This is a genomic window from Streptomyces sp. NPDC020884, assembly GCF_044333935.1.
Classification (GTDB): domain Bacteria; phylum Actinomycetota; class Actinomycetes; order Streptomycetales; family Streptomycetaceae; genus Streptomyces.
The window spans coordinates 134,766-148,504 of the sequence record NZ_JBIRRY010000002.1 but is presented as its reverse complement, the minus strand read 5'-3'; the positions used below and the strand labels follow the sequence as shown (position 1 = coordinate 148,504).

Genomic DNA, 13,739 nt, shown 5'->3' with positions numbered 1-13,739 from the left:
GACCACCGCAACCCCCTCGTGTTCGATACGCACGAGCTGGGTCGGCGTCCCGGTGCCATGAAGCGGCTGACCCGCTCGGTGGACGCACCCGGTTCACCGGTCCTGGGCATCGACGGCGTCATCGGCGTGCCGGCAGGCGCACCCGTGGAGCTGGACCTCCGCCTCGAATCGGTCATGGAAGGGGTGCTTGTCACAGGCACCGCCCGTGCAACCGCCGAGGGGGAGTGCGTAAGGTGTCTGGAGCCGCTGACCGTAGAGGTCGACGCGGATTTCCAGGAAATGTTCTCGTACCCTGACGCCGATGACCGGGGCCGCAGCAGTGCGGCGGAACCGGCCGACGACGCCGAGGACGACGAGGACAGGTTCTTCCTCGAGGACGGCTTGTTCGACCTCGAGTCAATGCTGCGTGACGCGGTAGTGCTCGCACTGCCCATGCAGCCGGTGTGCAAGGAGACCTGCGCCGGTCTGTGTTCCGAATGCGGAATCAGGCTGGACGAGAATCCGGACCACCACCACGACGCCCTCGACATTCGTTGGGCGGCACTGCAAGGACTCGCCGAGACCGATCAGGACGGCGAGAAGGACAACATGGGCGGCGCCGAACCGGGCGTCGACGAGAAGCAGGAGAAGTAGCCGTGGCTGTTCCGAAGCGGAAGATGTCGCGCAGCAACACGCGCCACCGCCGGTCGCAGTGGAAGGCTGCGGTCCCCACCCTGGTTTCGTGCGAGCGTTGCCAGGAGCCCAAGCTCCAGCACATTGCGTGCCCGAGCTGCGGCACCTACAACAAGCGCCAGGTCCTCGAGGTCTGAGCGGCTGGTGAGAGGCCCGATGTCTGAGTTGTCCAGCGCCAAGAAGCAGGCAGACAACGTCAACACAGCCTCGTCCCACACGCTTCTGGAAGGGCGGCTCGGGTATCACCTCGAGTCCGCCCTTCTGGTGCGTGCGTTGACCCACCGTTCGTACGCATACGAGAACGGCGGTCTGCCCACCAACGAGCGGCTCGAATTCCTCGGGGATTCGGTGCTCGGCCTGGTGGTCACGGACACGCTGTACCGCACCCACCCCGATCTGCCCGAAGGCCAGCTGGCCAAGTTGCGGGCCGCGGTGGTCAACTCGCGTGCACTTGCGGAAGTGGGCCGCGGCCTCGAACTCGGCTCCTTCATCCGGCTCGGCCGCGGTGAAGAGGGCACGGGTGGCCGGGACAAGGCTTCCATCCTCGCCGACACCCTTGAAGCGGTGATCGGCGCGGTCTATCTCGACCAGGGCCTCAGTGCGGCCTCGGAGCTGGTTCACCGGCTCTTCGACCCGCTGATCGACAGGTCCTCGAACCTCGGTGCCGGCCTGGACTGGAAGACCAGCCTCCAGGAGCTCACCGCGAGCGAGAGCCTCGGAGTCCCCGAGTACCTCGTCACGGAGACCGGTCCGGATCACGAGAAGACCTTCACTGCTGCCGCTCGCGTCGGTGGTGTCTCGTACGGCACCGGCACCGGTCGTAGCAAGAAGGAAGCGGAGCAGCAGGCGGCCGAGTCCGCCTGGCGCGAGATCAGCGCCGCCGCAGAGGCACGGCAGGCCGCGGAGAAGTCCGCGGCCGACGGAGGGGCCGCCGACACCCCTGCCGAGCCGTCGCCGAACACGGACGCCGCTCCGGCCTGAAGCGAAACGGGAACCCCTCGGTGCCAGGTGCACCGGGGGGTTTCCCCTGTCCTGGGAGCTCTCGCACCACCTGCTCCCGAACTGCCGTCTACTGCGTCTACTGCCGTCGTCGTGTCCAGAGGAGTGCGTCGTGCCCGAGCTGCCCGAGGTCGAAGTCGTACGCCGGGGCCTGGAGCGCTGGATCAGCGGTCGCACCGTCACCGAGGTCGAGGTCCTGCACCCGCGCGCGGTCCGCCGGCATCTCGCGGGCGGCGTCGACTTCGCCGCCCGGCTGCGCGGAGCCCGCTTCGGCACGGCGATGCGCCGCGGCAAGTACCTCTGGGTGCCCATCGACGAGGCCGCCTCCTCGCTGCTGGGCCACCTCGGCATGAGCGGACAGCTCCTGGTGCAGCCCGCGGACGCGCCCGACGAGAAGCACCTGCGGATCCGGATGCGCTTCGACGACGCGCTCGGCACCGAGCTGCGCTTCGTCGACCAGCGCACCTTCGGCGGGCTCTCGCTGCACGACAACACCCCCGACGGCCTGCCGGACACCATCGCCCACATCGCCCGGGACCCGCTCGACCCGCTCTTCGACGACGCCGCGTTCCACACCGCGCTGCGCCTGCGCCGTACGACGGTCAAGCGCGCCCTGCTCGACCAGTCGCTGATCAGCGGCGTCGGCAACATCTACGCGGACGAGGCGCTCTGGCGCGCCAAGCTGCACTACGACCGGCCGACCGCGACCCTGACCCGCCCCAGGTCCGCCGAGCTGCTCGGCCATGCCCGGGACGTCATGAACGCGGCGCTCGCCCAGGGCGGCACCAGCTTCGACAGCCTGTACGTCAACGTGAACGGCGAGTCCGGCTACTTCGACCGGTCGCTCGACGCGTACGGCCGGGAGGGCGAGCCCTGCCACCGGTGCGGCACCCCGATGCGCCGCCGCGCCTGGATGAACCGCTCCAGCTACTACTGCCCGCGCTGTCAGCGGCCGCCGCGCGCCTCGTCGTAACGCGTACGGGCGGACAGCACGTCGTCCATCCGCCCCTCGACGAACTGGATCAGCCCGAGAAGCCGCCCGGCGACCTCGCGCCCGAACGGGGTGAGCTCGTAGTCCACCCGGGGCGGGTTCACTGGCTGGGCCTCCCGCAGGACGAGCCCGTCCCGCTCCAGGGCGTGCAGGGTCTGGGAGAGCATCTTCTCGCTGACCCCGTCGACCCGGCGGCGCAGCTCGTTGAACCGGAGACTTCCCTCGTACAGGGCGCCCAGCGTCAGGCTGCCCCAGCGCCCGGTGACGTGCTCCAGCGTCGAGCGCGAGGGGCACTCCCGGGAGAAGACGTCGAACGCGAGGCGGTCCGTATCGCTGTCCATGCAACAAGCTTACTCCCGCGCAGTGCTCACCCCGAGGGAGCGCTGCGCGGGAGTAAGTGGTCGGTGGGACCGTCGGGAGGCGGTCCCGGGCGGTGGTCGGGAACGGTGGGTCAGAAGCCGAAGTTCTGGACCCACCACGGACCGCCGGAGCCCTCGTGGACGCCGATGCCGATGGTCTTGTAGTCGCAGTTGAGGATGTTCGCCCGGTGGCCTTCGCTGTTCATCCAGCCCTCCATCACGGCCTGGGCGTCGGCCTGGCCGCGGGCGATGTTCTCCGCGGCGAGCCCCTGCACGCCGGCCTGTGCGGCGCGGTCCCAGGGGGTGTCGCCGTCCGGGTCCGTGTGGTCGAAGAAGCCGCGGGCCGCCATGTCCTCGCTGAAGTTCTGGGCGAGGGAGGTCAGCGGGGCGCTGGTGGACAGCGGTGAGCAGCCGACCTTCGCCCGCTCCTGGTTCACCAGGGCCAGCACCTCGCTGCGTGCGGAGGCGTCGGTCGGGGAAGGGGTCGGCTTCTTGCTGGGCGGCGGGGCGGTGGAGGTCTTCGGCGGCGCCGGGGCCTTGCTCGCCGGGGCGGTGCTCTTCTTCGGGGCCGAGGTGGGCGCCTTCGACTTCTTCGACGGGGTGGCGGCCGGCTTCTTCGACGTGGAGGGCGCGGCCGACTTCGACGGCGTCTTCGAGGGCGAGGCCGAGGGCGTCTTGGAGGGCGTCTTCGACGGAGTCCCGCTCGGCGTCTCCGGGCGCTCGCTGCCCCGGCTGGTGGGGGAGGAGGACCGGTCGGCCGGCTCGGTGGAGCTGCCACCCTGCGTCAGCAGGTCCGGAGCGCCACCGGTGCGCACCTGGTCGGCGGCGGTGGTGTTGCCGGAGGTGAAGGTGTCGCCGCCCGGGATCAGACCCGAGGCGACGGCGACCGCGCCGACGGCCACGGCCGCCGAGACGCCGAGGAGCCCGGTGCGCAGGGGCACGGCGGACCTCTTGCGGCGCGTGCCCCGGTGCCGGAAACCGGCCCCGGCCGCGGGTTCTTCAGCGGCGGGGCCTGCGGCGGATCGTCGATGGCGTCCCATGCGCTGTGCCTTCCTGATGCTCCGGACGCCGTGGTGACGTCACTCGACTGCCCCGTTGACCGCCTCTTCGATCGAATTCGGTCGCGGCGGAGCGAATGCTCCTTGATCGACTTTCCGTCGACGCCCGTCCGATACTCACCCGATCGAGTGAGGCTGTTGCGACGGGACTGTAGCCCATGGGTGAAAGGGGGCGACGTGCTTCGCGAGCAATTGGCCCGTTAGCGTTCGGGTATGAACGAAGAAGCGCGCCTCGTCGTCTGGGTACGCGGCCGAGTACAGCAAGTAGGCTTCCGCTGGTTCACCAGGGCAAATGCTTTGGAGATCGGCGGGCTCATCGGGTTCGCCCTCAATCTCGACGACGGCAGGGTGCAGATCGTGGCCGAAGGGTCGCGTGAGAATTGCCACCGTCTGCTGGACTGGCTGCGGTCCGACGACACACCCGGGCGCGTGGACGGAGTCACTGAGATCTGGGACACCCCGCGCGGTGGATACGACGGATTCGCCATCCGCTGATCCCGCCCCCGCCCTGCTCCTCGGATCCGCTCGGTGAACGCCGCGCGCCGAACGGTCACCGGTACGTCTCCTCGTGCCCCGCACCCGAAATGACCTGCGACGGGACCTGACGGCGGCCGATGGTTGCCAGATGCGGCATGTCGTGCAAGGCTGCGGCATTGACGAAGATCCGCACGCCCCTCGGGGTCCCGCAGAAGAGTCGCGCCGCATGATCGTCCGGCCGCGCACCCTCGGGACGCCCGGGTACACGGGGTGTGATCGTGTTGACCGTCAAACTTTTTGGTGAGACGCTGAAAACCCCGCGCACCTTAGCTGTTCGGTAGAGCTGATTAGCAGCGAACCGCAGTGATGACAGAGTCCTGCCGAGCACCGCGGGTGCGATCCCCTGACGACCCACACCGCATCGGTCGGTCACTCATTGTGGAGGACCATCCATCATGGCAAAGGCGCTTCTCGGTTACGTCGGCGGTTCCGACCCGCGACTCCTCGCCGAGATGCGACGGCTCCAGCAGCGCGTCCAGGACCTGGAATCCGAGCTCACCAGGATCCAGGACGAGAACGACGCGCTCAACGCCGCCGCTCAGCACCAAGAGTCGCTGCTCGACAGCATCGACATCGACGTACCCCAGGGCGAGCCTGCACTGACCTGACCACAGCGGCCCCTTCGGGCCGGTCGGGCCGGGCACGCTCAGTAGCCTCGGAACACCTCTGATTCGTCCTGCGTCACGGATCGCCGTCTCCGAACACCGGAGTCCCCTCAGCACCGGGGACGTCGTTGTCCGGTCGTCTGCGATGCGCCGCGCAGGACCGCAACAAGATTCACAGGGACGCTTCGGCGTCCCTTTTTCTTTGCCCGACCCCCACCCCGGACCTACCGGCCTTCGCTTACCGTCTGATGTGCCCTGCACCTTCATCAGCGAAACCGAGAGCGAAAGGTAGAGTCCGGCGGCGTGCACCTCAAGGCCCTGACCCTGCGTGGTTTCAAATCGTTCGCGTCCGCCACCACCCTGCGGTTCGAACCGGGGATCACCTGCGTCGTCGGTCCCAATGGCTCCGGAAAGTCCAATGTGGTGGACGCGCTCTCCTGGGTCATGGGGGAACAGGGAGCCAAATCCCTGCGCGGCGGCAAGATGGAAGACGTGATCTTCGCCGGGACGACCGGGCGGCCCCCGCTCGGTCGCGCCGAAGTGTCGCTGACCATCGACAATTCCGACGGCGCATTGCCCATCGAGTACGCCGAAGTGACGATCACTCGGATCATGTTCCGCAATGGCGGCAGCGAATACCAGATCAATGGCGACACCTGCCGGCTGCTCGACATCCAGGAACTCCTCTCCGACTCCGGCATCGGCCGCGAGATGCACGTCATCGTCGGGCAGGGCCAGTTGGACTCCGTGCTGCACGCCGACCCGATGGGCCGCCGGGCCTTCATCGAGGAGGCGGCGGGCGTGCTCAAGCACCGCAAGCGGAAAGAGAAGGCGCTGCGGAAGCTGGACTCGATGGGCGCCAACCTGGCCCGGGTCCAGGACCTCACCGACGAACTGCGCCGCCAGCTCAAGCCGCTCGGCCGGCAGGCCGCCGTCGCCCGCCGGGCCGCCGTCATCCAGGCCGACCTGCGGGACGCCCGGCTCCGGCTCCTCGCGGACGACCTGGTGACCCTGCGGGACGCGCTGCGCGAGGAGATCGCCGACGAGGCGGAGCTGAAGAGGCGCAAGGACGCGGCCGAGGCCGAGCTGCGGACGGCGCTCGCGCGCGAGGCCGAGCTGGAGGGCGAGGTGCGCCGGCTCGCGCCCCGGCTCCAGCGCGCCCAGCAGACCTGGTACGAGCTGTCGCAGCTGGCCGAGCGGGTCCGCGGCACGATCTCGCTGGCCGACGCCCGGGTCCGCAGCGCCTCCGAGGCCCCCGCCGAGGAGCGCCGGGGCCGCGACCCCGAGGACCTGGAGCGCGAGGCCGCCCGGATCCGCGAGCAGGAGGCGGAACTGACGGCGGCCCTGGAGGCGGCCGAACACGCGCTGGAGGACACCGCCGCCCACCGCGCCGACCTGGAACGCGACCTGGCCGCCGAGGAGCGCCGCCTCAAGGACGCCGCCCGCGCCATCGCCGACCGGCGCGAAGGGCTCGCCCGGCTGAACGGCCAGGTCAACGCGGCCCGCAGCCGGGCCGGTTCGGCCCAGGCCGAGATCGACCGGCTGGCCGCGTCCCGCGACGAGGCCCAGGAGCGCGCGGTCACCGCCCAGGAGGAGTACGAGCAGCTCAAGGCCGAGGTCGAAGGCCTGGACGCGGACGATGAAGAGCTGACCGCCCGCCACGAGGCCGCCAAGGAAGCCCTCGCCGAGGCCCAGTCCGCGCACAGCGCCGCCCGTGAGCAGGCCACGGCCGCCGAGCGCAGGCGGGCGGCGGTCCAGGCCCGGCACGAGGCGCTGGCCCTGGGGCTGCGCCGCAAGGACGGCACGGGGGCGCTGCTCGGGGCCCGGGACCGGCTGGCCGGACTCCTCGGCCCGGCCGCCGAACTGCTGACCGTCGAGCCCGGGTACGAGGTCCCGGTCGCGGCCGCCCTTGGCACGGCGGCGGACGCGGTGGCCGTCGCGGACCCGGCCACGGCCGCCGACGCGATCCGGCTGCTGCGCGAACGGGACGCGGGGCGCGCGGCGATGCTGCTGGGCGCGGTGGCCGCCGGCGCTCCGGAGGCCGGGCCCCCTCACGTACCGGAGCAGTCCGGCGAGCACGTAAGCGTGCGCGAGGAGACGCGCGGGACCGGTCCGGCGAGCGCCGGCGCACCTGCGGTCTCCGGTGCGTCGGGCCCGTTGGCGTCGGGTCTGTCCGCGTCCGGACCGTCCGGACCGTCCGCTTCCGCCGGCACGACCGCCTCCGGCCCGCCGGTCTCCGCCGGCCCGTCCGCGTCGGGCCCGTCCGCCGCCTCGGGCTCATCCGCCTCCGGCCCGCCGGTCTCCGCCGGCCCGTCCGCCTCGGGCCCAACCGCCGCCTCCGCCCCGCCCGCCTCCGCTTCGACCGTCTCCGCCGCTCCGACCGCCTCGGGCCCGACCCCCTCCGCCCCCCTCCCCGCGCAGCTCGGTGCTCACAGCAGCCCGGAATCCGCGTCCGCCGTGCAGCCCGTGCCCGGTGGACCGGACGCCGTCGTTCTGCCGCGCGGTCGTGCCGAGAGGGCCACCGTCCTCGCCGCGCCCGCCGTCGCCGACCTCGTGCGCGGGCCCGCCGCGCTGGTCGGGGCCGTACGCCGGCTCGTACAGGACATGGTGGTCGTCGGGACGCTGGAGGACGCCGAGGAGCTGGTTGCCGCGCATCCCGGGGTGATCGCGGTGACCGGTGAGGGCGATGTGCTCTCCGCCCATTTCGCGCACGGCGGGTCGGCCGGGGCGCCCAGCCTTCTGGAGGTGCAGGCCTCCGTCGACGAGGCCGCCGCCGAACTGGCCGACCTCGCCGTACGGTGCGAGGAGCTCGCCGGGGCCCAGCGCCTGGCGGGGGAGCGGCGCACGGAGCAGACCGCGCTGGTCGAGGAGCTGGGGGAGCGCCGCCGGGCGGCCGAGCGGGAGAAGTCCGGTTTCGCCCAGCAGCTCGGCCGGCTCGCCGGACAGGCCCGGGGGGCGGCGGGCGAGGCCGAGCGGATGACCGCGTCCGCCGCCCGTGCCCAGGAGGCCCTGGAGCGGGCGACCGAGGAGGCCGAGGAGCTGGCCGAGCGGCTGCTGGTCGCCGAGGAGGCCCCGGTCGAGGAGGAGCCCGACACCGCCGTGCGGGACCGGCTCGCCGCCGACGGGGCCAACGCCCGCCAGACCGAGATGGAGGCCCGGCTCCAGGCCCGTACGCATGAGGAGCGGGTCAAGGCGCTGGCCGGGCGCGCCGATTCGCTGGACCGGGCCGCCCGCGCCGAGCGGGAGGCGCGTACCCGTGCCGAACAGCGCCGGGCCCGGCTGCGGTACGAGGCCGAGGTCGCCGCCGCCGTCGCCTCCGGGGCCCGCCAGCTGCTGGCGCACGTCGAGGTGTCGCTGGTGCGGGCCGACCAGGAGCGGACCTCGGCCGAGGCGGCGAAGGGCGAGCGGGAGCGCGAGCTGGCCGTCGAGCGCGACCGGGGCCGGGGGCTGAAGGGCGAGCTGGACAAGCTCACCGACTCGGTCCACCGGGGCGAGGTGCTGGGCGCGGAGAAGCGGCTGCGGATCGAGCAACTGGAGACGAAGGCCCTGGAGGAGCTGGGCGTGGAGCCCGCGGGGCTGACCGCGGAGTACGGCCCGGACCAGCTCGTGCCGCCGTCGCCCGCCGCGGAGGGCGAGGAACTGCCGGAGGACCCGGAGCATCCGCGTAACCAGCCCAAGCCGTATCTGCGGGCCGAGCAGGAGAAGAGGCTGCGGTCGGCCGAACGGGCGTACCAGCAACTCGGGAAGGTGAATCCGCTCGCTCTCGAGGAGTTCTCGGCGCTGGAGGAACGGCACAAGTTCCTCTCCGAGCAGCTCGAGGACCTGAAGAAGACCCGGGCCGATCTGCTCCAGGTGATCAAGGAGGTCGACGAGCGGGTCGAGCAGGTCTTCACGGAGGCCTACCGCGACACCGCCCGCGAGTTCGAGGGCGTCTTCTCGCGGCTCTTCCCCGGCGGTGAGGGGCGGCTCATCCTGACCGACCCGGACAACATGCTCGCCACCGGAGTGGACGTCGAGGCGCGCCCGCCGGGCAAGAAGGTGAAGCGGCTCTCCCTGCTGTCGGGCGGCGAACGGTCCCTGACGGCCGTGGCGTTGCTGGTCGCGATCTTCAAGGCCAGGCCCAGTCCGTTCTACGTGATGGACGAGGTCGAGGCCGCGCTCGACGACACCAACCTGCAGCGGCTGATCCGGATCATGGCGGAGCTCCAGGAGAGCTCCCAGCTGATCGTGATCACGCACCAGAAGCGGACGATGGAGGTCGCCGACGCGCTGTACGGCGTGTCCATGCAGGGCGACGGGGTCTCGAAGGTCATCAGCCAGCGGCTGCGCTGACTCTTTACCGAATCATCAGAGGTTCAACGCACCTTTGGTGCGCTCTGGGGTACACGGGGCTGGACCCGCTGTTTGACTTCGTTTCTTGAACGCATAACCTCTGCAAAGTTGATTTCACCTTCAAGTGGTGGCGGGCCAGATGTTGTGCCCCACTGGGAAGGCTCACCCCCCCCACGTCTGACTTGCGGCCAGGCATCAGGAGTTCACGTGACCAGCACAGCGAACGGACCCGAGTCCGGGGCCCGAGCGGCCCATCCGGACCACCTCGGCCATGTCATCTTCATCACCGCGGCCGCGGCGATGGGCGGCTTTCTCTTCGGCTACGACAGCTCCGTCATCAACGGGGCCGTCGAGGCGATCCGCGACCGGTACGACATCGGTTCCGGAACCCTCGCCCAGGTCATCGCCATCGCGCTGATCGGCTGTGCGATCGGCGCCGCGACCGCCGGCCGGATCGCGGACCGGATCGGCCGCATCCGCTGTATGCAGATCGCCTCGGTGCTCTTCACGGCCAGCGCGATCGGCTCCGCGCTGCCGTTCGCGCTCTGGGACCTGGCGATGTGGCGCGTCATCGGCGGCTTCGCCATCGGCATGGCCTCCGTGATCGGCCCCGCCTATATCGCCGAGGTCTCCCCGCCCGCCTACCGCGGCCGGCTCGGCTCGTTCCAGCAGGCCGCGATCGTCATCGGCATCGCCATCTCCCAGCTGGTCAACTACGCCGTCCTCCAGATCGCCGACGGCGACCAGCGCGGCGAGATCCTGGGGCTGGAGGCCTGGCAGTGGATGCTCGGCGTGATGGTGATCCCGGCCGTCCTGTACGGGCTGCTCTCCTTCGCCATCCCGGAGTCCCCGCGCTTCCTCATCTCGGTCGGCAGGAAGGTCGAGGCCCGCAAGATCCTCGAAGAGGTCGAGGGCGACAAGATCGACCTCGATGCCCGCGTGGCCGAGATCGAGACGGCCATGCACAGCGAGCACAAGTCCTCCTTCAAGGACCTGCTCGGCAACCGCTTCTTCTTCCTGCCCATCGTCTGGGTCGGCATCGGCCTCTCGATGTTCCAGCAGCTCGTCGGCATCAACGTCGCGTTCTACTACTCGGCGACGCTGTGGCAGTCCGTCGGCGTCGACCCGACCGACTCGTTCTTCTACTCGTTCACCACCTCGATCATCAACATCATCGGCACGGTGATCGCGATGGTGCTGGTGGACCGGGTGGGCCGCAGGCCGCTCGCCCTCGTCGGCTCCATCGGCATGGCCCTCGCGCTCGCCGTCGAGGCCTGGGCCTTCTCCGCCGACCTGGTCGACGGCAAGCTGCCCGAGACCCAGGGCGCCGTGGCCCTGATCGCCGCCCACACGTTCGTGCTCTTCTTCGCCCTGTCGTGGGGTGTCGTCGTCTGGGTCTTCCTGGGCGAGATGTTCCCGAACCGGCTGCGCGCCGCCGCCCTCGGCGTCGCCGTCTTCGCGCAGTGGATCGCCAACTGGGCGATCACCGCCAGCTTCCCGAGCCTCTCGGACTGGAACCTCTCGGGGACGTACATCATCTACGCCTGCTTCGCCGTGCTCTCGATCCCCTTCGTGCTGAAATTCGTGAAGGAGACCAAGGGCAAGACGCTGGAGGAGATGGGCTGAGGGGCGCCGCTCGGCCGGGCGCCCCGGTCTCCGCCGCCCCGCTCCCCGTCCCGCCGCCCCGGCTCACCCGAGCCGGGGCGGCGGCGTCCCGGGCGTCTCAGACGGTCGCCTCGCAGAACAGCCGCAGGCTCCGCCACCCCTCCTCCACCGGCATCCCGCCGCACAGCGGATGCAGCACCAGGCTCTGAGCCTCCAGGGCCTTCAGTCCGTCCGGCGTGACGATCCGGTACACCCCCTCCGCGCGCAGCTCCGCCACCGTCGCCGCCGACGAGCGCACCGCCGAGCGGATGTCCTTGGACTGCCAGGAGGCGTACGTCCGCGCCTCGTGCAGCAGGTGCTCGCCGTACAGCGCCCAGGTCCGCTCCGGGTCCTCGGAGACATGCAGCAGCGGAGTGCGCTCCGCGGGCATCATGCAGAAGCCGTCCGTCCCGTGCTCCGCGCGCTGCTCGTGGTAGTACGCCTCCAGCTCCGGCAGATGCGCGCTCGGGAACAGCGGCAGCCCCAGCCGGGCCGCCCGCCGCGCCGCCGCCCGCGAGCTGCCGCCGACCAGCAGCATCGGGTGCGGGTGCGTGTACGGACGCGGGGTGACGCGGACCGTACGGCCCCGGTACGAGAACGGCTCCCCGGTCCACGCGGCGAGCAGCGTCTCCAGCAGCTCGTCCTGGAGCCTGCCGCGCCGCCCCCACTCGACCCCGGCCCGCTCGTACTCCTCGGGGCGGTAGCCGATCCCCGCGACCGTCACCAGCCGGCCCGCGCTCAGCAGGTCCAGCACGGCGACGTCCTCCGCGAGACGCAGCGGATCGTGCAGCGGCCCGATGATCGCCGAGACGGTCACCGCGATCCGGCGGGTGGCGCCGAAGACCGCTCCGGCGAAGGTGAACGGGGAGGGCAGCCAGGAGTTCGCCACCCCGTGGTGCTCCTCGGTCTGCACCGTGTCGACACCGTGCTCGTCCGCGTACGCCGCCATCTCCAGGGCGGTGCGATAGCGGGCCGAGAGCGATACGGGGGTGGCTTCGGGATCGACGAGATTGAACCGGACCACTGTGAAGGCCATCAGGGGCATCCCTTCGCCGGGCGGGCAGGGCGGGCGGCGGCACCGTAGCTGACGAAGCGTCAGAAGTGTAGGGGCCGGCGTATCCCTTGCGGCCAAAAGGTGCATATGGTCCGGCCGGATCGCCGGGGGGCAGCCGGGGCAGCACCCGCGGCATGGCTGTGGCCGATACTGGACAGGTTATGGAACTCGTCGAAATCGTCATCCTCGCTGTAGTCATCGCCCTGGTCGCTGTCGGCCTGGTCGGCGGGCTCGTGGTCGGCAGCCGCAAGAAGAAGCTGCCGCCCCCGCCGCCGAGCGCGCCGACCATCACTCCTCCCGCCGAGCCGCAGGTCGGCGAGGAGGCCGAGACGCCGCGCGACGAAGCGCGGCGCACCATCGACGAAGTCGGCCTCCCGGACGCCACCGCGCCCGTGGAGGAGGCCCCGGTCGCCGAGGCCCCCGCGCCGCCGGAGCTGGAGGTCCCCGAGCCCACGGCCGGGCGGCTCGTCCGCCTGCGGGCCCGGCTCGCCCGCTCGCAGAACTCGCTGGGCAAGGGGCTCCTCACCCTGCTCTCCCGGGACAACCTCGACGAGGACACCTGGGAGGAGATCGAGGACACCCTCCTCACCGCCGACGTCGGCGTCGCCCCCACCCAGGAACTGGTCGAGCGGCTCCGCGAGCGGGTCCGGGTGCTCGGCACCCGCACCCCCGACGGGCTGCGCACCCTGCTCCGCGAAGAGCTGATCACCCTGCTCGGTCCGGACTTCGACCGGGAGGTCAAGACCGAGGGCGGCGCGGAGACCCCCGGCGTCGTCATGGTCGTCGGCGTCAACGGCACCGGCAAGACCACCACCACCGGCAAGCTCGCCCGGGTGCTCGTCGCCGACGGCCGCAGCGTGGTGCTCGGCGCGGCCGACACCTTCCGCGCCGCCGCCGCCGACCAGCTCCAGACCTGGGGCGAGCGCGTCGGCGCCCGTACGGTCCGCGGGCCCGAGGGCGGCGACCCGGCGTCGATCGCCTACGACGCGGTCAAGGAAGGCATCGCCGAGGGCGCGGACGTCGTCCTCATCGACACCGCCGGCCGACTGCACACCAAGACCGGCCTCATGGACGAGCTCGGCAAGGTCAAGCGCGTCGTGGAGAAGCACGGCCCGCTGGACGAGATCCTGCTCGTCCTCGACGCCACCACCGGGCAGAACGGCCTCGTCCAGGCCCGGGTGTTCGCGGAGGTCGTGGACATCACCGGCATCGTCCTCACCAAGCTCGACGGCACCGCTAAGGGCGGCATCGTCATCGCGGTCCAGCGCGAGCTGGGCGTACCGGTGAAGCTGATCGGCCTCGGCGAAGGGGCGGACGACCTCGCTCCGTTCGAGCCGGGCGCCTTCGTGGACGCTCTGATCGGCGACTGACCCCCGTTCTCGAACCCGGCACGGCCCCGGACGGCGGACGGGCGGCGGCTCCTGCGAGGAGCCTGCCGCCCGTCCGCCGCTTCCGTATCTCCCGCGGGTCTCCTGCCGGTCTCCCGCC

Annotated in this window: 12 protein-coding genes; 9 read left to right on the top strand and 3 right to left on the bottom strand. The window is 71.3% G+C overall.

Annotated features, from left to right (window positions below; translation table 11 throughout):
• Positions 1–57 precede the first annotated feature (57 nt).
• The 4 genes from ACH4UK_RS07510 (at position 58) to mutM (ending at position 2,644) form a co-directional block, all read left to right on the top strand.
• A complete protein-coding gene (locus ACH4UK_RS07510; RefSeq protein ID WP_398355699.1) occupies positions 58–633 on the top strand; it encodes a YceD family protein in 576 nt (191 codons plus the stop codon).
• A gap of 2 nt (positions 634–635) precedes the next feature.
• Entirely contained in the window at positions 636–809 is a 174-nt protein-coding gene (gene rpmF, locus ACH4UK_RS07505; RefSeq protein ID WP_003965982.1) for a 50S ribosomal protein L32, read from the top strand.
• 19 nt (positions 810–828) lie between these two features.
• The gene (gene rnc / locus ACH4UK_RS07500) at positions 829–1,653 is read left to right on the top strand and encodes a ribonuclease III (protein WP_118905841.1); all 825 of its coding nucleotides are present in this window, start codon (positions 829–831) and stop codon (positions 1,651–1,653) included.
• A gap of 130 nt (positions 1,654–1,783) precedes the next feature.
• Complete coding sequence (gene mutM, locus ACH4UK_RS07495) at positions 1,784–2,644, top strand: bifunctional DNA-formamidopyrimidine glycosylase/DNA-(apurinic or apyrimidinic site) lyase (RefSeq protein ID WP_398355065.1); 861 nt, start codon at positions 1,784–1,786, stop codon at positions 2,642–2,644.
• Here mutM and ACH4UK_RS07490 read toward each other — a convergent pair.
• A complete protein-coding gene (locus ACH4UK_RS07490; RefSeq protein WP_398355063.1) occupies positions 2,617–3,003 on the bottom strand; it encodes a winged helix-turn-helix transcriptional regulator in 387 nt (128 codons plus the stop codon). The two genes, mutM and ACH4UK_RS07490, sit on opposite strands and share 28 nt — an antisense overlap.
• Positions 3,004–3,113: 110 nt before the next feature.
• Positions 3,114–4,061: a CAP domain-containing protein gene (locus ACH4UK_RS07485; RefSeq protein WP_398355062.1), complete on the bottom strand. Its 948-nt coding sequence runs from the start codon at positions 4,059–4,061 to the stop codon at positions 3,114–3,116.
• Positions 4,062–4,292: 231 nt separating this feature from the next.
• Between ACH4UK_RS07485 and ACH4UK_RS07480 the strand changes: the two genes are divergently transcribed.
• The 4 genes from ACH4UK_RS07480 to ACH4UK_RS07465 all read left to right on the top strand — a co-directional run bounded on the left by ACH4UK_RS07480 (position 4,293) and on the right by ACH4UK_RS07465 (position 11,179).
• Positions 4,293–4,574, top strand: coding sequence for an acylphosphatase (locus ACH4UK_RS07480; RefSeq protein WP_030085033.1), 282 nt, complete (start codon positions 4,293–4,295; stop codon positions 4,572–4,574).
• 437 nt (positions 4,575–5,011) lie between these two features.
• Complete coding sequence (locus ACH4UK_RS07475; RefSeq protein WP_006127885.1) at positions 5,012–5,224, top strand: hypothetical protein; 213 nt, start codon at positions 5,012–5,014, stop codon at positions 5,222–5,224.
• 300 nt (positions 5,225–5,524) lie between these two features.
• Positions 5,525–9,553, top strand: coding sequence for an AAA family ATPase (locus ACH4UK_RS07470; protein ID WP_398355061.1), 4,029 nt, complete (start codon positions 5,525–5,527; stop codon positions 9,551–9,553).
• A gap of 207 nt (positions 9,554–9,760) precedes the next feature.
• Positions 9,761–11,179 carry a sugar porter family MFS transporter gene (locus ACH4UK_RS07465; protein WP_398355060.1) on the top strand — a complete coding sequence of 473 codons (1,419 nt, stop codon included), beginning with the start codon at positions 9,761–9,763 and terminating at the stop codon, positions 11,177–11,179.
• A gap of 97 nt (positions 11,180–11,276) precedes the next feature.
• Here ACH4UK_RS07465 and ACH4UK_RS07460 read toward each other — a convergent pair whose 3' ends face one another.
• Positions 11,277–12,233, bottom strand: a complete 957-nt coding sequence (locus ACH4UK_RS07460) for an LLM class flavin-dependent oxidoreductase (RefSeq protein WP_398355059.1) — start codon at positions 12,231–12,233, stop codon at positions 11,277–11,279.
• Between the two features lie 179 nt (positions 12,234–12,412).
• Here ACH4UK_RS07460 and ftsY point away from each other — a divergent pair, with 179 nt between their 5' ends.
• Positions 12,413–13,621, top strand: a complete 1,209-nt coding sequence (gene ftsY / locus ACH4UK_RS07455; protein WP_398355058.1) for a signal recognition particle-docking protein FtsY — start codon at positions 12,413–12,415, stop codon at positions 13,619–13,621.
• Positions 13,622–13,739: the final 118 nt, after the last annotated feature.